At 73.1% G+C, this 20,527-nt stretch carries 19 protein-coding genes; 4 read left to right on the forward strand and 15 right to left on the reverse strand.

Translation table 11 applies throughout. The annotated features are described in order from the left end of the window. Positions 1 to 34 precede the first annotated feature (34 nt). From ACL02U_RS12355 to pyrR, 9 genes are all read right to left on the reverse strand, one after another. On the reverse strand, positions 35 to 358 hold the full coding sequence (locus tag ACL02U_RS12355; RefSeq protein WP_003977346.1) for an integration host factor: 324 nt from the start codon (positions 356 to 358) through the stop codon (positions 35 to 37). A gap of 283 nt (positions 359 to 641) precedes the next feature. Further along, positions 642 to 1,496, reverse strand: coding sequence for an orotidine-5'-phosphate decarboxylase (pyrF, locus tag ACL02U_RS12360; protein ID WP_412790792.1), 855 nt, complete (start codon positions 1,494 to 1,496; stop codon positions 642 to 644). Continuing rightward, positions 1,493 to 2,599, reverse strand: a complete 1,107-nt coding sequence (locus ACL02U_RS12365) for a quinone-dependent dihydroorotate dehydrogenase (RefSeq protein WP_412790793.1) — start codon at positions 2,597 to 2,599, stop codon at positions 1,493 to 1,495. Before ACL02U_RS12365 ends, pyrF begins: the two co-directional genes overlap by 4 nt. Before the next feature lie 55 nt (positions 2,600 to 2,654). Continuing rightward, positions 2,655 to 5,963 (reverse strand): carbamoyl-phosphate synthase large subunit, encoded by a 3,309-nt coding sequence (gene carB, locus ACL02U_RS12370; protein WP_412790794.1) that lies wholly within the window; start codon positions 5,961 to 5,963, stop codon positions 2,655 to 2,657. Continuing rightward, positions 5,956 to 7,098 carry a glutamine-hydrolyzing carbamoyl-phosphate synthase small subunit gene (carA, locus tag ACL02U_RS12375; RefSeq protein WP_412790795.1) on the reverse strand — a complete coding sequence of 381 codons (1,143 nt, stop codon included), beginning with the start codon at positions 7,096 to 7,098 and terminating at the stop codon, positions 5,956 to 5,958. The genes carB and carA overlap by 8 nt, the downstream gene beginning before the upstream one ends. Further along, a complete protein-coding gene (locus tag ACL02U_RS12380; RefSeq protein ID WP_412790796.1) occupies positions 7,095 to 7,655 on the reverse strand; it encodes a hypothetical protein in 561 nt (186 codons plus the stop codon). Before ACL02U_RS12380 ends, carA begins: the two co-directional genes overlap by 4 nt. Continuing rightward, positions 7,652 to 8,938, reverse strand: coding sequence for a dihydroorotase (locus tag ACL02U_RS12385; protein WP_412790797.1), 1,287 nt, complete (start codon positions 8,936 to 8,938; stop codon positions 7,652 to 7,654). Before ACL02U_RS12385 ends, ACL02U_RS12380 begins: the two co-directional genes overlap by 4 nt. 5 nt (positions 8,939 to 8,943) lie before the next feature. Next, the gene (locus tag ACL02U_RS12390; protein WP_412790798.1) at positions 8,944 to 9,984 is read right to left on the reverse strand and encodes an aspartate carbamoyltransferase catalytic subunit; all 1,041 of its coding nucleotides are present in this window, start codon (positions 9,982 to 9,984) and stop codon (positions 8,944 to 8,946) included. A gap of 123 nt (positions 9,985 to 10,107) precedes the next feature. Then, positions 10,108 to 10,668 (reverse strand): bifunctional pyr operon transcriptional regulator/uracil phosphoribosyltransferase PyrR, encoded by a 561-nt coding sequence (gene pyrR, locus ACL02U_RS12395; protein ID WP_412790799.1) that lies wholly within the window; start codon positions 10,666 to 10,668, stop codon positions 10,108 to 10,110. Positions 10,669 to 10,953: 285 nt separating this feature from the next. Between pyrR and bldD the strand changes: the two genes are divergently transcribed. Beyond that, positions 10,954 to 11,454: a transcriptional regulator BldD gene (gene bldD / locus ACL02U_RS12400; RefSeq protein WP_412790800.1), complete on the forward strand. Its 501-nt coding sequence runs from the start codon at positions 10,954 to 10,956 to the stop codon at positions 11,452 to 11,454. Between the two features lie 225 nt (positions 11,455 to 11,679). On the opposite strand, the gene ACL02U_RS12405 is transcribed toward bldD, so the two are convergent. Together ACL02U_RS12405 and ACL02U_RS12410 are read right to left on the reverse strand one after the other, a co-directional pair. After that, positions 11,680 to 12,597, reverse strand: coding sequence for a DUF3558 family protein (locus ACL02U_RS12405; protein WP_412790801.1), 918 nt, complete (start codon positions 12,595 to 12,597; stop codon positions 11,680 to 11,682). A gap of 117 nt (positions 12,598 to 12,714) precedes the next feature. Continuing rightward, the gene (locus tag ACL02U_RS12410; RefSeq protein WP_412790802.1) at positions 12,715 to 13,617 is read right to left on the reverse strand and encodes a DUF3558 domain-containing protein; all 903 of its coding nucleotides are present in this window, start codon (positions 13,615 to 13,617) and stop codon (positions 12,715 to 12,717) included. A gap of 202 nt (positions 13,618 to 13,819) precedes the next feature. Between ACL02U_RS12410 and ACL02U_RS12415 the strand changes: the two genes are divergently transcribed. Beyond that, positions 13,820 to 15,013: an RtcB family protein gene (locus tag ACL02U_RS12415; RefSeq protein ID WP_412790803.1), complete on the forward strand. Its 1,194-nt coding sequence runs from the start codon at positions 13,820 to 13,822 to the stop codon at positions 15,011 to 15,013. A gap of 132 nt (positions 15,014 to 15,145) precedes the next feature. On the opposite strand, the gene ACL02U_RS12420 is transcribed toward ACL02U_RS12415, so the two are convergent. The 3 genes from ACL02U_RS12420 to ACL02U_RS12430 all read right to left on the reverse strand — a co-directional run bounded on the left by ACL02U_RS12420 (position 15,146) and on the right by ACL02U_RS12430 (position 17,935). Continuing rightward, on the reverse strand, positions 15,146 to 16,420 hold the full coding sequence (locus ACL02U_RS12420; RefSeq protein ID WP_412790804.1) for a GNAT family N-acetyltransferase: 1,275 nt from the start codon (positions 16,418 to 16,420) through the stop codon (positions 15,146 to 15,148). 198 nt (positions 16,421 to 16,618) lie between these two features. Beyond that, positions 16,619 to 17,395 carry an SDR family NAD(P)-dependent oxidoreductase gene (locus ACL02U_RS12425; RefSeq protein WP_412790805.1) on the reverse strand — a complete coding sequence of 259 codons (777 nt, stop codon included), beginning with the start codon at positions 17,393 to 17,395 and terminating at the stop codon, positions 16,619 to 16,621. 201 nt (positions 17,396 to 17,596) lie between these two features. Continuing rightward, positions 17,597 to 17,935, reverse strand: coding sequence for a YnfA family protein (locus ACL02U_RS12430; protein ID WP_412790806.1), 339 nt, complete (start codon positions 17,933 to 17,935; stop codon positions 17,597 to 17,599). Between the two features lie 290 nt (positions 17,936 to 18,225). Here ACL02U_RS12430 and ACL02U_RS12435 point away from each other — a divergent pair, with 290 nt between their 5' ends. Next, positions 18,226 to 18,708 (forward strand): hypothetical protein, encoded by a 483-nt coding sequence (locus tag ACL02U_RS12435; RefSeq protein WP_412790807.1) that lies wholly within the window; start codon positions 18,226 to 18,228, stop codon positions 18,706 to 18,708. Positions 18,709 to 18,862: 154 nt separating this feature from the next. Here the strand turns inward: ACL02U_RS12435 and ACL02U_RS12440 are convergent, their stop codons facing one another. Then, on the reverse strand, positions 18,863 to 19,306 hold the full coding sequence (locus ACL02U_RS12440; protein WP_412790808.1) for a winged helix-turn-helix transcriptional regulator: 444 nt from the start codon (positions 19,304 to 19,306) through the stop codon (positions 18,863 to 18,865). 160 nt (positions 19,307 to 19,466) lie between these two features. On the opposite strand from ACL02U_RS12440, the gene ACL02U_RS12445 reads away from it, so the two are divergent. Further along, positions 19,467 to 20,378 (forward strand): NADP-dependent oxidoreductase, encoded by a 912-nt coding sequence (locus ACL02U_RS12445; protein ID WP_412790809.1) that lies wholly within the window; start codon positions 19,467 to 19,469, stop codon positions 20,376 to 20,378. The last annotated feature ends 149 nt before the right edge of the window (positions 20,379 to 20,527 follow it).

Raw genomic sequence — 20,527 nt, forward strand, 5'->3', positions numbered from 1 at the left:
GGTGCCCGGGACTCCCGTCCGGCGGGCGCCGGGATCAGGAGCCGGTGCTGCCGAACTCACGCTCCAGGGAGGCGATCTGGTTGGATCCGAGGCCGCGCACGCGGCGGCTCTCGGAGATGCCGAGTCGTTCCATGATCTGCTTGGCGCGGACCTTGCCCACGCCGGGCAGGGACTCGAGCAGGGCGGAGACCTTCATCTTGCCGATGACGTCGTTCTCCTGGCCCTGCTTGATGACCTCGTGCAGGGAGGCGCCGGAGTGCTTGAGTCGATTCTTGACCTCGGCCCGCTCCCGGCGAGCCGCGGCGGCCTTTTCGAGCGCGGCTGCGCGCTGTTCGGGGGTAAGGGGCGGAAGAGCCACGCCTACGTCACCTCGGATGTCGAACTGTCGGATACGGACCGGTGAGGAACCTAGTCGCCCCACACCAGGGGAGCCACGAGCAACACGCTTGCCCGCTCACTCACGTCGGAGACTAGCGGTCAAGTCCGCCGGAGTCAGCGAGAACAGCGGAAAAGTCCTGGTCAGCCTCCGTCAGGACGGATATTTAAGACATATTGCCCTGGTTTTGAGCAGGTATCCAGCGGCAGGCGGCCCGAAGCCGCCCGTCAGCGGCCCACCACCCGCCCGCACCGGACGTGCCTGCTCAGGCAGCCGCGACGGCGGCCCGGACCTCGTCGGCGAGCCGGCCCGCGGCGTCACGCAGCGCCCCGAGGTCGGGACCGTGCCGCAGCACGCCCCGGCTCACGTTCGGCACCACGTTGCCCACCGCGGCCCCGAAGACCCGGGGAAGGTCCGCCGGGGTGGCGCCCTGGGCTCCGATTCCGGGAGCCAGCAGCGGCCCACCGATCTCCAGGTCGTAGGCGGACAGGTCGCCCAGGGTGGCGCCCACGACCGCGCCGAAGGAGCCCAGCGGCTCCTCGCCCGCGTTCTCGGCGGCGAGGTGCGCCAGCACGGTCGCGCCCACGTTCAGCGGAGCGCCGCCCCCGGCGCGCACCGCGTGCTGCACCTCGGCGCCCTCCGGGTTGGAGGTCAGCGCCAGCACGAACAGGCCCGCACCGCTCTCCCGGGCCAGCGCGACGGCGGGGCTCAGCGAGCCGTAGCCGAGGTACGGCGAGACGGTGAGCGCGTCCGAGAACAGCGGGGAGCCCTTGTGCAGGAAGGCCTCGGCGTAGGCGGCCATGGTGGAGCCGATGTCGCCGCGCTTGGCGTCCATGACGACCAGCGCCCCGGCCGACCGCGCCTCCTCCACGGTCCGCTCCAGGACGGCCACGCCGCGCGAACCGAAGCGCTCGAAGAAGGCGCTCTGCGGCTTCAGCACGGCGACCCGGTCGGCGACCGCCTCGACGACGGTGCGGCTGAACCGCTCCAGACCGGACACGTCGTCGCCGAGGCCCCACTCGCCGAGCAGGGAGGCGTGCGGGTCGATGCCGACGCACAGCGGGCCGCGCTCGTCCATGGCCCGGCGCAGCCGGGCGCCGAAGGGTTCCGTCGCCGTCATCCGTTCTTCCTCACGTCGGCGCCGACCGCGTCGGCGAGGCTGGCGTACGGGCTGGTGCGCAGGCGCGCGGCGAGCCCCTTGTGGATCCGGCGGGCCCAGAAGGGGCCCTGGTAGACGAAGGCGCTGTAGCCCTGGACGAGGGTGGCGCCGGCGAGGATGCGCTGCCAGGCGTCCTCGGCGTCCTCGACGCCGCCCACTCCCACCAGGGTGACGCGGTCCCCCACCCGCGAGTAGAGGCGGCGCAGCACCTGGAGGGAGCGCGCCTTCAGCGGGGCGCCGGACAGGCCGCCGGTCTCCTCGACCAGCCGGGGGTCGGAGGCCAGCCCCAGGCCGTCGCGGGCGATGGTGGTGTTGGTGGCGATGATGCCGTCCAGCCCGAGGTCGACGGCCAGGTCGGCGACCGTGTCGACGTCCTCGTCGGCCAGATCCGGCGCGATCTTCACCAGCAGCGGGACCCGGCGGGCGGGGACCGCGCGGTCGGCGGCCTCCCGGACCGCGGTCAGCAGCGGCCGCAACCGGTCGACGGCCTGCAGGTCGCGCAGTCCGGGTGTGTTCGGGGAGGAGACGTTGACGACCAGGTAGTCGGCGGACGGGGCGAGCCGCTCGGCCGACTTCACGTAGTCGCCGATCGCCTCGGTCTCCGGCACCGCCTTGGTCTTGCCGATGTTGACGCCGACCACGGTCCGGAACACGGGCGTGCGGGAGGCGAGACGGGCCGCGACGGCCAGGGAACCGTCGTTGTTGAAGCCCATCCGGTTGATCAGCGCACGGTCCGGCACCAGGCGGAACAGCCGCTTCTTGGGGTTGCCGGGCTGCGGCTCGCCGGTGACCGTGCCGATCTCGACGTGGTCGAAGCCGAGCATCGCCATGCCGTCGACGGCGACGGCGTTCTTGTCGAAGCCGGCGGCGAGTCCGAAGGGGCCGTGCATCCGCAGTCCGAGGGCCTCGGTGCGCAGTTCCCCGTAGCGCGGTGCGAGGACGGCGGCGGCGAAGGTGCGCAGCACCGGGATGCGGGCGGCGAGGCGGATCCAGCGGAAGGCCAGGTGGTGGGCCCGCTCGGGATCCATCCGGCAAAAGACCACCCGAAAGAGGAGTTCGTACATGTCCCAGGTCTTCTCATGAGGAGGGGGACACCGTTTCCGGTGTCCCCCTCGGGGCTCAGTCGCGGGCCGCGGTCAGGTGTTCGGCGTGTTCCTGGAGCGAGCGCACTCCCACGTCTCCGTGGTTGAGCGCGTCGATGCCCTGGACGGCCGCGGCGAGCGCCTGGACCGTCGTCAGGCAGGGCACCGCGCGGGCCACGGCCGCGGTGCGGATGTCGTAGCCGTCGAGGCGGCCGCCGGTGCCGTACGGCGTGTTGACGATGAGGTCGACCTCGCCGTCGTGGATGAGCTGGACGACGGTCCGCTCGCCGTTCGGGCCGGGGCCCTCGGACTGCTTGCGCACGACGGTGGCGTTGATGCCGTTGCGCTTGAGGACCTCGGCGGTGCCGGAGGTGGCCAGCAGTTCGAAACCGTGGGCGACCAGCTCACGCGCCGGGAAGATCATCGAGCGCTTGTCCCGGTTGGCGACCGAGATGAAGGCGCGGCCCTTGGTCGGCAGCGCGCCGTAGGCGCCGGCCTGCGACTTGGCGTACGCGGTGCCGAAGACCGAGTCGATGCCCATCACCTCGCCGGTGGAGCGCATCTCCGGTCCGAGCACGGTGTCGACGCCGCGGCCGGAGGTGTCGCGGAAGCGGCTCCACGGCATCACGGCCTCCTTGACCGAGATCGGCGCGTCCAGCGGCAGTTCCCCGCCGTCGCCGGTCGCCGGCAGCAGGCCCTCGGCGCGCAGTCCGGCGATGGTCGCACCCAGCGAGATGCGGGCGGCGGCCTTGGCGAGCGGTACCGCGGTCGCCTTGGAGGTGAAGGGGACCGTGCGCGAGGCGCGCGGGTTGGCCTCCAGGACGTAGAGGATGTCGCCGGCCATCGCGAACTGGATGTTGATCAGGCCGCGCACCCCGACCCCGCGGGCGATGGCCTCGGTGGAGGCGCGCAGCCGCTTGATGTCGAAGCCGCCCAGCGTGATCGGCGGCAGCGCGCAGGCGGAGTCGCCGGAGTGGATGCCGGCCTCCTCGATGTGCTCCATCACGCCGCCGAGGTAGAGCTCCTCGCCGTCGTAGAGCGCGTCGACGTCGATCTCGATGGCGTCGTCGAGGAACCGGTCGACCAGGACCGGGCGGTTCGGGCTGATCTCGGTGGACTCGGCGATGTACTCCGAGAGGCGGGCCTCGTCGTAGACGATCTCCATGCCTCGGCCGCCGAGCACGTAGGAGGGGCGGACCAGGACCGGGTAGCCGATCTCGTCGGCGATCGCCTTGGCCTCGCCGAAGGTGGTGGCGGTGCCGTGCTTCGGGGCGGGCAGTCCGGCCTCGCCGAGCACCCGTCCGAAGGCGCCCCGGTCCTCGGCCGCGTGGATGGCCTCGGGCGGGGTGCCGACGATGGGCACGCCGTTGTCCTTCAGCGCCTGCGACAGGCCCAGCGGGGTCTGTCCGCCGAGCTGGACGACGACGCCGGCGACCGGGCCGGCCTGGGTCTCCGCGTGGACGATCTCCAGCACGTCCTCCAGGGTGAGCGGCTCGAAGTACAGCCGGTCGGAGGTGTCGTAGTCGGTGGAGACGGTCTCCGGGTTGCAGTTGACCATCACCGTCTCGTACCCGGCGTCGGACAGCGCGAAGGAGGCGTGCACACAGGAGTAGTCGAACTCGATGCCCTGGCCGATGCGGTTCGGGCCGGAGCCGAGGATGATCACCGCGGGCTTCTCGCGGGTCGCCACCTCGCTCTCCTCGTCGTAGGAGGAGTAGAAGTACGGCGTCCGCGCGGCGAACTCGGCGGCGCAGGTGTCGACCGTCTTGTAGACCGGGCGGACGCCGAGGGCGTGGCGGACCTCGCGGACCACGTCCTCGCGCAGGTCGCGGATGTCCGCGATCTGCGCGTCGGAGAAGCCGTGCCGCTTGGCCTCGGCGAGCAGGTCGGCGGTCAGTTCCGCGGCCCCGGCCAGCTCGTCGGCGATCTCCTTGATCAGGAAGAGCTGGTCGACGAACCAGGGGTCGATCCCGGTGGCCTCGAAGACCTCCTCCGCCGTGGCGCCCGCGCGGATCGCCTGCATCACGGTGTTGATGCGGCCGTCGGTGGGGCGCCGGGCCTCCTCGAGCAGCGTGGCCCTGTCGCCGGGTTCGCCGGTGAAGGCGAACTGGCTGCCCGTCCTCTCCAGCGAGCGCAGCGCCTTCTGGAACGCCTCGGGGAAGTTGCGGCCGATGGCCATGGCCTCGCCGACCGACTTCATCGTGGTGGTCAGCGTGGAGTCGGCCTGCGGGAACTTCTCGAAGGCGAACCGCGGTGCCTTGACGACGACGTAGTCGAGGGTGGGCTCGAAGGAGGCCGGGGTCTCCCGGGTGATGTCGTTCGGGATCTCGTCGAGGGTGTAGCCGACGGCCAGCTTGGCGGCGATCTTGGCGATCGGGAAGCCGGTCGCCTTGGAGGCCAGGGCCGAGGAGCGCGACACGCGCGGGTTCATCTCGATGACGATGACCCGGCCGTCGGCGGGGTTGACCGCGAACTGGATGTTGCAGCCGCCGGTGTCGACGCCGACCTCGCGGATCACGGCGATGCCGATGTCGCGCAGGATCTGGTACTCGCGGTCGGTGAGCGTCATCGAGGGGGCGACGGTGATCGAGTCGCCGGTGTGCACGCCCATCGGGTCGAAGTTCTCGATGGAGCAGACGACCACGACGTTGTCGTGCTTGTCGCGCATCAGCTCCAGCTCGTACTCCTTCCAGCCGAGGATGGACTCCTCCAGGAGCACCTCGGTGGTGGGAGACAGCGTGAGGCCCTGGCCGGCGATGCGGCGCAGCTCCTCCTCGTCGTGCGCGAAGCCGGAGCCCGCGCCGCCCATGGTGAAGGAGGGGCGGACCACGACCGGGTAGCCGCCCAGCTCGTCGACGCCCGCGAGCACGTCGTCCATGGAGTGGCAGATCACCGAGCGGGCGGACTCGCCGTGCCCGATCTTGCGGCGGACCTCCTCCACGACCTCCTTGAACTGGTCGCGGTCCTCGCCCTTGTGGATCGCCTCCGGGCGGGCGCCGATCAGTTCGACGCCGTGCTTGGCGAGTACCCCGCTCTCGTGCAGGGAGATCGCCGTGTTGAGGGCCGTCTGGCCGCCCAGGGTGGGCAGCAGGGCGTCTGGGCGCTCCTTGGCGATGATCTTCTCGACGAACTCGGGGGTGATCGGCTCGACGTAGGTGGCGTCGGCGATCTCCGGGTCGGTCATGATCGTCGCCGGGTTGGAGTTGACGAGGATCACGCGAAGGCCCTCGGCCTTCAGCACGCGGCACGCCTGGGTGCCGGAGTAGTCGAACTCGGCGGCCTGGCCGATGACGATCGGGCCGGAGCCGATGACCAGGACGGACTGGATATCGGTGCGCTTAGGCACGCTGGCCCTCCATCAGGGTGACGAAGCGGTCGAACAGGTAGGCGGCGTCGTGCGGGCCGGCCGCCGCTTCCGGGTGGTACTGGACGGAGAAGGCAGGCTGGTCGAGCAGCCGCAGCCCCTCCACGACGTCGTCGTTGAGGCAGACGTGGGACACCTCGGCGCGGCCGAACGGCGTCTCGCTGACCGTGTCGAGCGGCGCGTCCACGGCGAAGCCGTGGTTGTGCGCGGTGACCTCGACCTTGCCGGTGGTGCGGTCCTGGACCGGCTGGTTGATGCCGCGGTGGCCGTACTTCAGCTTGTAGGTGCCGAAGCCGAGGGCGCGGCCGAGGATCTGGTTGCCGAAGCAGATGCCGAACAGGGGCGTGCGGCGTCGCAGCACGGCGGTCATCAGCGCGACCGGGCCGTCGGCGGTGGCCGGGTCACCCGGTCCGTTGGAGAAGAAGACGCCGTCCGGTGCGACGGCGTAGACCTCGTCCTCGGTGGCGGTCGCCGGGAGCACGTGCACCTCGATGCCGCGCTCGGCCATCCGGTACGGGGTCATGCCCTTGATGCCGAGGTCGATCGCGGCCACGGTGAACCGCTTCCCGCCGACCGCCGGAACGACGTAGGCCTCCCGGGTGGCGACCTCCTCGTACAGGCTGGTGCCCTTCATGTGCGGCTGGGCCTGCACGCGGGCGAGGAGGTCGGGCTCGGCGGTGAGCTGCTCGCCGGAGAAGATCCCGGCCCGCATGGAGCCCCGCTCGCGCAGGTGGCGGGTGAGGGCGCGGGTGTCGACGCCGCTGATGCCGACGACGCCCTGGGCGACCAGTTCGTCGTCGAGGGAGCGGCGGGCGCGCCAGTTGGACGGGACGCGGGAGGGGTCGCGGACGACGTAGCCGGACACCCAGATGCGGCGGGACTCGTCGTCCTCGTCGTTCCAGCCGGTGTTGCCGATCTGCGGGGCGGTCGCGACGACGATCTGACGGTCGTACGAAGGGTCGGTCAGGGTCTCCTGGTAGCCGGTCATGCCGGTGGAGAACACCGCTTCGCCGAAGGTCTCCCCCACGGCCCCGTAGGCGCGGCCGCGGAACGTCCGGCCGTCCTCCAGGACGAGTACGGCGGGAACCCTTCCGGCTCCCCTGGTGGAGGTCGTCATCGTGCGCCTTCCGTCTTGTTGATCATTTCGTTCAGGGTGTCGACCCATCGGTTGTGCTCGGCCGCGCGGTCGGAGCGGAACCCGGAGTCGATCAGCCTCTCGCCGTGCGCCCAGGTCACCACCAGCAGGCCGCCCTCGGTGAGGACCTTGCCGGCGATGCCCTTGTCCAGCCGGGCGTCCCGCAGTTGCGCGGCGGGCACGAAGAAGTCGGTCGCGCCGGGGCGCTCGACGGCCAGTCCCGCGTCCGTGAGGGTGAGCTCGACCCGGCTGCGGGCGCCGAGGCCGTGGGCCACGATGCGGTCCAGCCACTGCCCCGCCGTGGTGGAGCCGTGGTAGCGGCCGCTCATGCTCAGTGTCACCGGGCCGGTCCGGTCCGGCACTCCGGGCAGCGGCGGCAGGTCGCCCTGCAGGGTGCCCCGCCACTTCCAGCCCTCGCGCATCAGCCAGTAGATCAGCGCGACGAACAGGGCGAGGCCGACCACCCAGCCGATCCGGGCCGCCCAGTCGGTCACTTCGGCCGATTTCCGCTCGGCGGCCAGCAGGAGTACAGGTGTCACGTGAGCTTCCCGTCGACGAGTGTGGCCCGGCCCCGGAGCCACGTGTGCGTCACACGGCCCGGCAGCTCGCGCCCCCGGTACGGGGTGTTGCGGCTGCGCGAGGCGAAGCCCGCGGGGTCCACCGGCCCACGGTATGCCGTGTCGACGAGGGTGAGGTTGGCGGGCTCACCAGCCGAGACGGGACGGCCCTGGCCCTGGGCGCCGCCGATCCGCGCGGGCCGGGCGGACAGCCGGTCGGCGACGCCGGCCCAGTCCAGCAGCCCGGTCTCCACCATGGTCTCCTGCACCACCGACAGCGCGGTCTCCAGGCCGACCATGCCCATGGCGGCCGCGGCCCACTCGCAGTCCTTGTCCTCGTGCGGGTGCGGGGCGTGGTCGGTGGCGACGATGTCGATCGTGCCGTCGGCCAGAGCCTCACGCAGCGTCATGACGTCCCGCTCGGTGCGCAGCGGCGGGTTCACCTTGTAGACCGGGTCGTAGCTGCGCACCAGCTCGTCGGTGAGGAGCAGGTGGTGCGGGGTGACCTCGGCGGTGACCTGGATGCCGCGGGACTTGGCCCAGCGGACGATCTCGACGCTGCCGGCCGTGGACAGATGGCAGATGTGCACCCGGGAGCCGACGTGCTCGGCGAGCAGCACGTCCCGGGCGATGATCGACTCCTCGGCGACCGCGGGCCAGCCGCCCAGGCCCAGTTCGGCGGAGACCACGCCCTCGTTCATCTGGGCGCCCTCGGTCAGCCGCGGCTCCTGGGCGTGCTGCGCGACGACGCCGCCGAAGGCCTTCACGTACTCCAGCGCGCGGCGCATGATCACGGCGTCGTGCACGCACTTGCCGTCGTCGGAGAAGACGGTGACGCCGGCCGCCGACTCGTGCATGGCGCCCAGTTCGGCGAGTTTCCGGCCGTCCAGGCCGACGGTGACGGCGCCGATGGGCTGCACGTCGCAGTAGCCGTGCTCGCGGCCCAGCCGCCAGACCTGCTCGACGACGCCGGCGGTGTCGGCGACCGGGAAGGTGTTGGCCATGGCGAACACGGCCGTGAAGCCCCCGGCGGCGGCGGCCCGGGTGCCGGTGAGCACGGTCTCGGAGTCCTCGCGGCCGGGCTCGCGCAGGTGGGTGTGGAGGTCGACCAGGCCCGGCAGCAGGACCTTGCCGTCCGCCTCGACGACCTCGGCCCCCTCGGCGGGCAGTGAGCTGCCGACGGCCTCGACGGCCGCGCCGTCGATCAGCACGTCCTTCGGCGCGCCGCCGAGTACCTTCGCTCCGCGGATCAGGGTCTTGCTCACGGGTCTCACTTCTCCTCGGGCGTGGACGGGGTGTGCGCGGGGCGCTCTTCGGAAGGGCTGGCGGGCTGGGCGGCGGGCGGACGGGCGGGGTGGGTGACGGCCGGCTCGTTGCCGCCGAGCAGCAGGTAGAGGACGGCCATGCGGATGGAGACGCCGTTGGCGACCTGCTCGACGGCGGTGCAGCGCGGCGAGTCGGCGACCTCGGCGGTGATCTCCATGCCGCGGACCATCGGTCCGGGGTGCATCACGACGGCGTGGTCCGGCAGCCTGGCCATGCGCTCGCCGTCGAGGCCGTAGCGGCGGGAGTACTCCCGCTCGGTGGGGAAGAAGGCGGCGTTCATGCGCTCGCTCTGCACGCGCAGCATCATCAGCGCGTCGCACTTGGGCAGCGTGGAGTCGAGGTCGTAGGAGACCGCGCAGGGCCAGGACCCGACACCGACCGGCAGCAGGGTGGGCGGGGCGACCAGGGTGACCTCGGCGCCGAGGGTGTGCAGCAGGTCGACGTTGGAGCGGGCGACCCGGCTGTGCAGCACGTCGCCCACGATCGTGATCCGCCGGCCGGCCAGGTCCCTGCCGAGGCCGGCGTCCCGGCCCACCAGGCGGCGCCGCACGGTGAAGGCGTCGAGGAGCGCCTGCGTCGGGTGCTGGTGGGTGCCGTCGCCGGCGTTGACCACGGCGGCGTCGATCCAGCCGGAGTTGGCAAGGCGGTACGGGGCCCCGGAGGCGCCGTGCCGGATGACGACGGCGTCGACGCCCATCGCCTCCAGGGTCTGGGCGGTGTCCTTGAGGGATTCGCCCTTGGAGACGCTCGACCCCTTGGCGGAGAAGTTGATGACGTCCGCGGACAGCCGCTTCTCGGCCGCCTCGAAGGAGATCCGGGTGCGGGTGGAGTCCTCGAAGAAGAGGTTGACGACGGTGCGGCCGCGCAGGGTCGGGAGTTTCTTGATCGGCCGGTCCGCGACCCGGGCCATCTCCTCGGCGGTGTCGAGGATCAGCACGGCGTCGTCGCGGGTCAGGTCGGCGGCCGAGATGAGATGACGCTGCATCTGTCAGGCTCCGTATGGCAGTTCGAGAGGTGTCCGGGGAGCCGGGAGGGTCCCCGGCGGGCACGGCGGGGCTCGGGGCGCACACGTCGGCGCGCCGTGGCGGCCGCGCACCCGCCCGGCGTGCTACTGGGGGGCGGGCTTCACACCGAGCAGCACGGTGTCGCGGCCGTCCTCCTCGGCGAGCTGGACCTTGACCGTCTCCCGCAGCGACGTGGGGAGGTTCTTGCCGACGTAGTCGGCGCGGATCGGCAGTTCGCGGTGGCCGCGGTCGACGAGGACCGCCAGCTGGACCGCGCGCGGGCGCCCGATGTCGTTCAGGGCGTCGAGGGCGGCTCGGATGGTGCGGCCGGAGAAGAGCACGTCGTCGACGAGGACGACGAGGCGGCCGTCGAGGCCGTCACCGGGGATCTCGGTGCGGGCGAGCGCGCGCGGCGGATGCATGCGCAGGTCGTCGCGGTACATGGTGATGTCGAGCGAACCGACCGGGACCTTGCGCTCGGTGATCTGCTCCAGCTTGACGGCGAGCCGCTGGGCGAGGAAGACACCCCGGGTGGGGATGCCGAGGAGCACCACGTCGTCGGCGCCCTTGGCGCGCTCGACGATCTCGTGGGCGATGCGGGTCAGCACCCGCGCGATGTCAGGACCCTCCAGTACGGGCCTGGCATCGGACGCTTGCGAGTCCATGAAGAAAGGACCTCCTTCTCCGCCTCACGGGACGGACCTTAAAGGACGTCTGGTGTACGCGACCTACGGTAGCAGGCCCGCGCGGCACGCCGGATCGCCCCCTTGTCACCCCGCCGGGGGCATCGGATCACTCCACCGGCGCAACGGGCGGCGGCCGGCACGGAAGGGTCGGTGTGGACCATTCGGCTTGACGCAGGAGAATCACGCTGCGTAACCTCACAGTGAGTTACCAGCCGCGCGGCGGGAACCCAGTCCGGTCGCGTCGACACAGTGCCGGGGAGCTATATGTCCAGCGAATACGCCAAACAGCTCGGGGCCAAGCTCCGGGCGATCCGCACCCAGCAGGGCCTTTCCCTCCACGGTGTCGAGGAGAAGTCCCAGGGACGCTGGAAGGCGGTCGTTGTCGGCTCGTACGAGCGCGGCGACCGGGCCGTGACCGTGCAGCGCCTCGCCGAGCTGGCGGACTTCTACGGCGTCCCGGTGCAGGAGCTGCTCCCGGGCACGACGCCGGGCGGTGCCGCCGAGCCGCCGCCGAAGCTGGTGCTGGACCTGGAGCGGCTGGCCCACGTACCGGTGGAGAAGGCCGGCCCGCTGCAGCGGTACGCGGCGACCATCCAGTCGCAGCGCGGCGACTACAACGGCAAGGTGCTCTCCATCCGCCAGGACGACCTGCGCACCCTCGCCGTCATCTACGACCAGTCGCCCTCGGTCCTCACCGAGCAGCTGATCAACTGGGGCGTGCTCGACGCGGACGCCCGGCGCGCGGTCTCCCACGAGGACGCCTGACCCGCTCGGCGAGCGCGCCGGAAGCCAGCAGAAACGTGCCGCCGGGGGGGGGGGGGGGGCCCCCCCCCCCCCCCCCCCCCCCCCCCTCCCCCCCCTCCTCCCCCCCCCCCCCCCCCCCCCCCCCCCCGCCCGGCTGCTCCGGGCGGTTCCGGTCCCGTCTCCGGGCGGCTCCGAACCGGCCCGGAGACGCTCCACGCCGGCCCCGAGCGGGCGGGTGGAGCCGGGTCAGCTCTTGCCGGCCGACCCGGAGGCGGTGGCGGAGGCGGTGGCCCGTGCGGACGGGGCCGCGGAGGAGCCCTTGGCCGGGGAGGCCGTGCCGGAGCGGGAGGCGGACGGGGCCGCCGGGCCGCCGGAGTTGGCGGTGGACACCGCGGCCACCGCCTCCCTGGCCGCCTTCGCGGCGACCTTCGCCAGGTCGTCGGCGTTCGGCGTCTTGTCGCCGGCCAGACCGGCGCCGTTGTAGTCGAGGGTGACGACGACGTTCTCCACCCGGGCCACGATCGTCTGCTGCCTGAAGGCGCCTTCCTTCTTCTTCAGGTCGTAGCGCACCGCGGTGGCCTCGTCGCCGGTGCCGGCGGCCGTCTCCTCCCGGGTGTTCTTCGCGCCCTGCGCCGCCTTCGCGTCCCGCACCTGCTTCGCGTAGTAGTCGTGGGCCAGTTTCTCGCCCTCGCCGCGGACGGCGTCGGAGTCGAAGCGGAGCATGGAGATGTTGAGCCAGCGGAACTGCGAGCCCTTGACCCCGTTGTTGTCCAGGCTGCTCCACGAACAGCTCGCCCGGGTGGAGATGTCGTCGGAGGAGCCCTCCTTGCCCTTCTTGGCGCCCTCCGGCACCAGTTCGCCCAGCGTCTTCGGGGTCAGCACCGCGCACGCCTTGGGCAGCGTGCGGTACGCCGCCGCCTGCACGGTCGGGGAGGGGCTCGCGGACGCCGAAGCGCTGTCGGACGGCTTCGGGTCGGCGTCGGCGCCGCCGGAGGAGCAGCCCGCGGCCAGCAGCATCGCGGGGACGGCGGCCGCGCCCGCGGCCACCCGGATCAGGCGCCCGGGGCTCCGCTCACCACCCTGCCGACCGGCGGGCGCACCGGGTGCCCCCAGATCGTCTCGCTGCTCTCGCTGGGCTCGTCGCTGCATGGTTCCTTCACTCATGACGCTCGTGGTTCCTGCGATCGGAACGGGTCCGAGGGGCCACGGTACGCGTTGGAGCAGTCGCCCGGTCCGTCTTCCCGGGTACCGCTCCCGGGCCGGCCGGGCGGCCCGGCGGGGTCAGCCGGAGAGCGAGTCGGCCAGTGCCGCCGCCAGTTTCCGCGCCCTGTCCTGCATTTCCTTGCTGTCCGGGACGGCTCCGAGCATCGTCGGCTGCTCCTCGTACCGGACGGTCACGATGACGTTCGACGTGCGGAACGCCACAGTCACCGTGCGCTGCTGCGCCGTCGAACCGGGGTCGCTCAAACGGTCGTCGAGGAAGGCCTCGTCGCCGAGGTCGTCGAGGACGCGCGGCTGGAGGCCGTCGGTCGCGCCCGGTGACGGAGCGCCCGATGAGGGGCCCCCGGAGGAGGGCGCCCCGGACCCGGAGGCGGCCCCGGCCGCGGCGGCCGATCCGGGCGACGACGAGGACGAGGGCGAGGGTGCCGGGGCCGTGGTGTCGGTGGGCGTGGTGCCGGTGGCCGTGGAGGTCGGGCCGGCCGTGCCGGGTGCTCCGCCGGAGGCGGAATCGGTCGGTGCCGGCAGGCCGGCCGCCTGCCGCTGCGCGGCGAACAGCTGCTCCGCCTCGGTGTCGGCGCTGACGGTGGCGTCGTAGCTGACGACCCGTTCGAAGTCCACGTACAGGCGGTCGGAAGCGGTCGCGGAGTCCACCTTCCAGCGGCAGCCGACCTTGCGGTCGGTGTCGTAGGTCAGGATCGGGGTGCCCCGGGCGGCCTTCTGCCGCCGCTCCTCGTCCGTGATTTTGCCCAGGCCGGGCAGCAGCGAGGCGAGCGTGTCCGCGGAGGCCGCGGTGCAGGGCTCCGGGAGCGTGCGGTACCTGCCGGGTTCGGCGGAGGCGGCGGTCTCGCTGGGGCCGGGGTGCGAGTCGTCGGTGCTGCCGCCGTCCCCCGAGCCGCCGCTGCAGCCGGCCAGCAGCAGCGCGAGGAGCGCGGCGGTGCCGGGGACGTACGCCTTCCGCTGCACGGTGAGGCTCCTCTCGACGGTGCGGATGCGCGGAGAGCCGGTGTCCTCGCTGGTTATTCGTTTGCCGGACGGGGGCGCTCCCGGAACACAATGTCTATCGCACGCACTGCCGTGAACGCCGGTCCCCTGTCCTGTTTGTCGACCTTGGCGCCGGTTTTGCTGTACAAGGCTTTTTGTCGTTTCACGGGGGAATGGGGAAGTTATGTCGTACGTGGAGATGCCCGGTGCCGAGGTGGCGATCCGCCTGTGGACCGACCCGGCGTCCGTCGACGAGGCGGCCCTGCAGCAGCTCCGCAACGTCGCCACCCTGCCGTGGATCAAGGGCCTGGCCGTGATGCCGGACGTGCACTACGGCAAGGGCGCGACGGTCGGCTCGGTCATCGCGATGCAGGGCGCGGTGTGCCCGGCGGCGGTGGGCGTGGACATCGGCTGCGGCATGTCGGCGGTCCGGACCTCCCTCACCGCGAACGACCTGCCCGGGGACCTCTCCCGGCTGCGGTCGAAGATCGAGCAGGCCATCCCGGTGGGCCGGGGGATGCACGACAGCCCCGTCGACCCCCGGCGGCTGCACGGGACGGCCACCTCCGGATGGGACGACTTCTGGGGGCGCTTCGACGGGATCGCCGAGGCGGTCAGGTTCCGTCAGGAACGGGCCACCAAGCAGATGGGCACGCTCGGCGGCGGCAACCACTTCTGCGAGGTCTGCGTCGACACCGACGGTGCCGTGTGGCTGATGCTCCACTCCGGTTCCCGCAACATCGGCAAGGAACTCGCCGAACACCACATCGGCGTGGCGCAGAAGCTCCCGCACAACCAGGGCCTCGTCGACCGGGACCTGGCGGTGTTCGTGGCGGACACCCCGCAGATGGCGGCCTACCGCAACGACCTGTTCTGGGCGCAGGAGTACGCCAGGCACAACCGCCGAATCATGATGGCGCTGCTGAAGGACGCGGTCCGCAGGGAGTTCGGCAAGGCGAAGCCCGTCTTCGAGCCGGAGATCTCCTGCCACCACAACTACGTGGCCGAGGAACGCTACGAGGGCGTGGACCTGCTCGTCACCCGCAAGGGCGCGATCCGCGCGGGCAGCGGCGAGTACGGCATCATCCCCGGTTCCATGGGCACCGGTTCGTACATCGTGAAGGGCCTCGGCAACGACAGCTCCTTCAACTCCGCCTCGCACGGCGCCGGACGCCGGATGAGCCGCAACGCGGCCAAGCGGCGCTTCACGACGAAGGACCTCCAGGAGCAGACCAGGGGCGTGGAGTGCCGCAAGGACTCCGGCGTCGTGGACGAGATCCCGGGCGCCTACAAGCCCATCGAGCAGGTCATCGACCAGCAGCGGGACCTCGTGCAGGTGGTGGCGAAGCTGAAGCAGGTCGTCTGCGTCAAGGGCTGAGCGGTACGGCGGCCGTCCGGTCAGCCGGTACGGCCGTCAACCGGTCAGCCGGTACGACCGTCAACCGCTGAGCCGGTACGGCCGTCAACCGGTCAGCCGGTACGACCGTCAACCGCTGAGCCGGTACGGCCGTCAACCGGTCAGCCGCTTCTCCAGCAGCGTGACCGCGTACGGGCTCCCTCCGGCGCCGTCCTGCTTGCCGGGCTGCTCGCCGACCACCCGGTAGCCCGCCGCCTCGTAGTACCCGCGCAGGCGCGGGTTGTCGGCCAGGCAGTCCAGGCGGGCGAAGGTGCGGCCCACCGCGGCGATCCGGGCCTCCGCCTCGGCGAGCATGCGCCGGCCGGTGCCGGGCGGGGCCGTGTGCGGGACCGTCATCAGGCGGTGGATGTAGCCCGCGTCGGGCGGGCGGGGGCCCCAGGCGGCCGGATCGTCCCACCACAGCTCCCAGGCACCGGCCGGCCGGCCCCCGCTGAGGGCGAACCAGACCTCGCCCTCCCGCATCCGGTGGCGGAAGTGCTCCGCGTCCTTCTCCCCGGGCAGCCACTGGCGGATGCCCCGGGCGAGCTGCCACAGGGCGGCCGTGTCGCGGAGCCGGACCAGCGAGGCCGCGTCGTCCGGGACCGCACGGCGGTACGCCAGCGGCGGCCGGTCCGTCGGCACCGGTTCCAGGAGGTGGTCGCGCAGGGTCGCCGCGAGGTCCTCGGCGTCCATGCCGAGGGCCTGGCGCACGTAGCCCCCGACCGATCCGTGGCGTTCCGCGAGAGCGCCGAGGAACAGGCGCATCACCGACTCGGGCGCGCGGCCGTACGCCGGCCAGGCCGGGGAGCGGCCCTCGTTGCGGGCCCGCCACTCGGCGAGCAGCGCCGGGGCGGCCAGCTCGGTGAGGCTGAAGTCCTCGGTGATCGTGGCCGCGTCCGCGCCGAGCAGACCGAGCACGAGGGCGGCGAGCTGGCCCGTGCGGTCCTTGCCGGAGGCGCAGTGGAAGACCAGCGGGGTGCGCGTTTCGGCGGCCCCGGCCACCAGCTCCAGCGCCCGCCGGATCTCCTTCACCCCGTCCTCGGCGACCTCCATGAAGCGTTCGGCGAGGAACGGGCCCGGGTCGACCTCGGCACCCAGGGACGGCTGGTCGTACGGGCGGTGCTCGATGCTCAGGTTGTGGTACGCGAAGGAGGGGTGCTCCGGGACGCGCCCCCGCCCGGCGATCTCCCAGGGGTACCGCAGGTCGATCACCGTGCCGACGCCCAGTGCCAGGAAGCGGTCCCAGTCCGCGGTGCCCGCGGCGAGCTTGCCCAGCGAGTCCGAGCGGTACAGCGCGCCCGCGCGGATGCGGCGGCCGCCGTCGCCGACCCGGTAGCCGCCCAGGTCGCGGAAGTTGTGCAGGGCCTCGAAGGGTACGTGTCTGTCCACGCCGCTCATCCTGGCAAGCCGGCCCCGCCCGGCGGGCCCGGGGGCCGCCGTCGAGGCCCGGGACGCGGCGGGAGGCCGGGCACCGGTACGGCTGCCGCCCGGTGCCGGGGCCCCGCCACCGGGCGGCGCGGGGCCTGCGCGCGGGACCGGCCGGGTCCCGGCACCGCCCTCGGGCGGCTCCGGCCGGCGGCCGGAACGTCAGCGCTCCCGGTGCACCTTGGTGTTGGAGGCCTGGGCCCGCGGCCGGACCACGAGGAGGTCCACGTTGACGTGGCTCGGCCGGGTGACCGCCCAGGTGATGGTGTCGGCGACGTCGTCGGCGGTCAGCGGGTCGGCGACGCCCTCGTAGACCTTCGCCGCCCGGTCCTGGTCGCCGCCGAAGCGGGTCAGCGCGAACTCGTCGGTCTTCACCATGCCGGGCGCGATCTCGATGACGCGGACCGGCCGCCCCACGATCTCCAGGCGGAGCGTCTCAGCGAGGACGTGCGCACCGTGCTTGGCGGCGACGTAGCCCGCGCCGCCCTCGTACACGCCGTGGCCCGCGGTCGAGGAGACGACCACGACGGTGCCGTCGCCGCTCGCCTCCAGTCTGGGCAGCAGCGCCTGGGTGAGGTGCAGGGTGCCGAGGACGTTCGTCTCGTACATGGTGCGCCAGTCGTCGGGGTCGCCGGTCGCCACCGGGTCGGCGCCCAGCGCCCCGCCCGCGTTGTTGACCAGGACGCCGACGGTGCGGAACGCGGTGGCGAACTCGTCGACGGCGGCCCGGTCGGTGACGTCCAGCGGGTACGCCGTCGCCGAGTGCCCGGCCGCGGTCAACTCCTCCGCCAGCGCCTCGATGCGGTCCTTGCGGCGGGCGGTCAGCACCACCCGGTACCCGGCCGCGGCGAGCTGTCGGGCCGTGGCGGCGCCGATGCCGCTGCTCGCGCCGGTGACGACGGCGATGCGGGAGGCGGCGGACGGTGCGGCGGTGGCCATGGGGCTGCTCCTCGGTTCGGGCACTGGTCCCGGCTGGGGTCGTGCGGGTGCCGGTCCGAGGCGCTGGTCCGTGCGCCGGTCCGGCCGCGTCAAGGGTAGGCGACGGCCGCGGACCCGACCGCGGCCGGTCCAGTCCCGGCGGCCGGACCGGGAGCGGCGCGTTTCCGGGATCGCGGGGTGCCGCGGGGTGCCGCGGGCTGGTCAGCCGTTGCTCCGGGGCGCCCACATGATCAGGGCCATGCCGGCCAGGCAGACCAGTGCCCCGGCCACGTCCCAGCGGTCCGGGCGGTAGCCGTCCGCGACCACTCCCCACAGGAGCGAACCGGCGACGAACACGCCGCCGTAGGCGGCGAGGACGCGGCCGAAGTGCGCGTCGGGCTGGAAGGTGGCGACGAAGCCGTAGGCGCCGAGGGCGAGTACGCCGCCGGCCGCCCACAGCCAGCCGCGGTGCTCCCGCACGCCCTGCCAGACCAGCCAGGCGCCGCCGATCTCGAACAGTGCGGCGAGGAGGAACAGCGCGGCGGACCGGAGGACCATCATGCGGGCAGCCTCCCATGCCGGCCTCCACCCCCCGTCCGTCGGCCGCCGGCCGTCCGCCGACGGCCTTCACCCGGTTCCGCCTTCACCCGCCGGCTGCTGCCGGTTGCCGTCCTCGGCCGTCCACCGCCGTCCTCTGCTGTTCTCCGCCTCACTCTGAGGTTCACGCCGTCGGCCCTCCGACCGTGCCCGCGTCACCTGTTGGACGGCGCCTGTGGCCGCCGTGGCGGGGGATACATGCTTGCGGCCGCCTCGACGGCGGTGCCGACGGCACGGGTGAGGAGTGGTTTGTCGTGCGGAGTGCTGTGAGGGGCGGTGGCGCCCTGCTCGCCGCGGTGTCCCTGCTGTTCGCGGGAGGTTCTGCCCGGGCGGCGGCGCCCGGCGCTGATCTGGCCTACCACGGGTCGGCGACCCTGCGCGGCGGCCTGGTGGACGTGCGGTTCACCCCGCGCAACCACGGGTCGGCGGCGGTGCCGGACGCGGCGGTGCGACTGCGCTGGTCGGCGCCGCTCGCCGCGCGGCAGCCCGCGCTGCCGCCGGGGTGCGCGCGGATCGGGGCACTCGAGGTGGTCTGCCGTACGGGGCCGATCGCCGCGGACGGGGTCGGCGAGCGGATCGCACTCGCGGTGCGGCTGCGCGAGCGGCCGGGTGAGACGGTCCTGGAGGTCGGCACGCTGTGGAACGGCGGCGCTGCCGACCGCGACCGTCCGGACAGCCGGCCCGACGGCCGCCAGCGTGTCCTGGTCCTCGACACCGGGGACTCGTACTACTTCTGACGCGGCCCGCTCGGCCTCCTCGCCCTCGCCTGCCCCGAGGTCGCGTGCCCCGAAGGCTCCTGCGCGAGTGGTGCCTGTCCCGAAGGCTCCTGCGCGAGTGGTGCCTGTCCCGAGGGCTCCTGCGGGCGTGGCGTCTGCTCGCGTGCGCCGGGGCCTACGAGTTCGGGGAGCCCTTCGCCGCCTCCGCGCCGTCGGCCGTGGCGATCTGCGCGTCGTAGCGGTCGCGGGCCGCGTGGACCTCGTCGAAGTGGGTCTCCGCCCAGTCCTTCACGGCCGTCAGCAGCCGCGCGAGGCTGAGGCCGAGCGGGGTGAGGGCGTAGTCGACGCGGACCGGGACGGAGGGTGTGACGGTCCGGGTGATCAGGCCGTCGCGTTCCAGGCCGCGCAGCGTCTGGGTGAGCATCTTGGGGCTCACGCCCGCGATGCGGCGGCCGAGGTCGCTGTAGCGCAGGGAGCCGGAGGACAGCGCGGCGACGACCAGGCTGACCCACTTGTCGCTGAGCCGGCCGAGGAGCTGGTTGGTCGGGCAGTCGCGGAGGAAGGCGTCGTACGCGAGACGGGCCTGCTCGCGGCGCTGGGCGGCCGTCGTGGTCGGCATGGCTCTCCTTCTGGATACGTACGCACTCTCAGGTAACTACTTACCAAGAGATAGTAGCTCTTTCTAGGGTCGCGGAGACAGCGCACGGGGCTTCCCGCCCCGGCGCCCCCCTCGCGGTGCGATCGAGCACCGCGACCCCTGGACGAGGAGCTCTGCAGTCATGCGCGCAGTGGTCGTGAACGCCTTCGGCGGACCCGAGGTCGTGGAGGTGGTGGAGACGGCGCGGCCGGAGCCCGCCGCCGGGGAGGTGCGGATCAAGGTGGCGGCGGCCACGCTGAACCCGGTGGACGCGGGGGTGCGGTCCGGCCTCTTCGGGGGCGGCGACGGGCCGGTCGGGCTCGGCTGGGACGTGGCCGGGACCGTCGAGTCGGCCGACGCGGCCGGCGTCTGGAATGTCGGCGACGAGGTGGTCGCGCTCGCCCCCGGCTTGATGAGGCCGCTGGGAGCGCATGCCGAGTACGTCGTCGTCGACACGGGCGCAGTGGCCCCGGCGCCCGCCGGAGTGGACGCGGTGCGTGCGGCGACGCTGCCGCTGAACGCGCTCACCGCCGCCCAGGCACTGGATCTGCTCGACCTGGAGGAGGGCCGGACCCTGCTGGTGACGGGGGCGGCGGGAGCGGTCGGCGGATTCGCCGTGCAGTTGGCCGCGCACCGCGGCATCGCGGTGACCGGGCTGGCCCGGGAGGACGACGAGGAACTCGTACGGTCCCTCGGAGCGGCCTCCTTCACCACCGTCGAGGCCCTGGAGGGCGAGGGCGGCGGAGCGCTGCCGCGGGCGGACGCCGTGCTCGACGCCGCGGTGCTCGGGGAGCGGGCCCTGGCGTGGGTGCGGGACGGCGGCGCCTACGCCGGCGTCATCCCGCAGGCCCACCCCGCTCCGGTGCGCGGGGTGCGCACCGCGGCGGTGGCGGTCACCGCGGACGGGTCGCGGCTCGCCGAGCTGGTCCGGCTGGTGGAGGAGGGAGTGCTGACCCTCCGGGTCGCCGAGACGTTCGCCTTGGCCGACGCCGCCAAGGCGCACGCCCGGCTGGCGGAGGGCGGGGTGCGGGGACGGCTGGTCCTGGTGCCCTGAGACCGGCCCGCGCCCCCGTCCGCGTTCACGGCGCCCGCGCTCGTGCCCGCGACCGCGGTGGGCGGGCGGGGGCCGGGGACGGCGGGCCCGGGCTGGGAGGGCCGGCGTGCACTCTCCGGGGACGGGGACGGGGACGGGGACGGGGACGG

This window comes from Streptomyces sp. MS06 (assembly GCF_047200655.1).
Classification (GTDB): domain Bacteria; phylum Actinomycetota; class Actinomycetes; order Streptomycetales; family Streptomycetaceae; genus Streptomyces.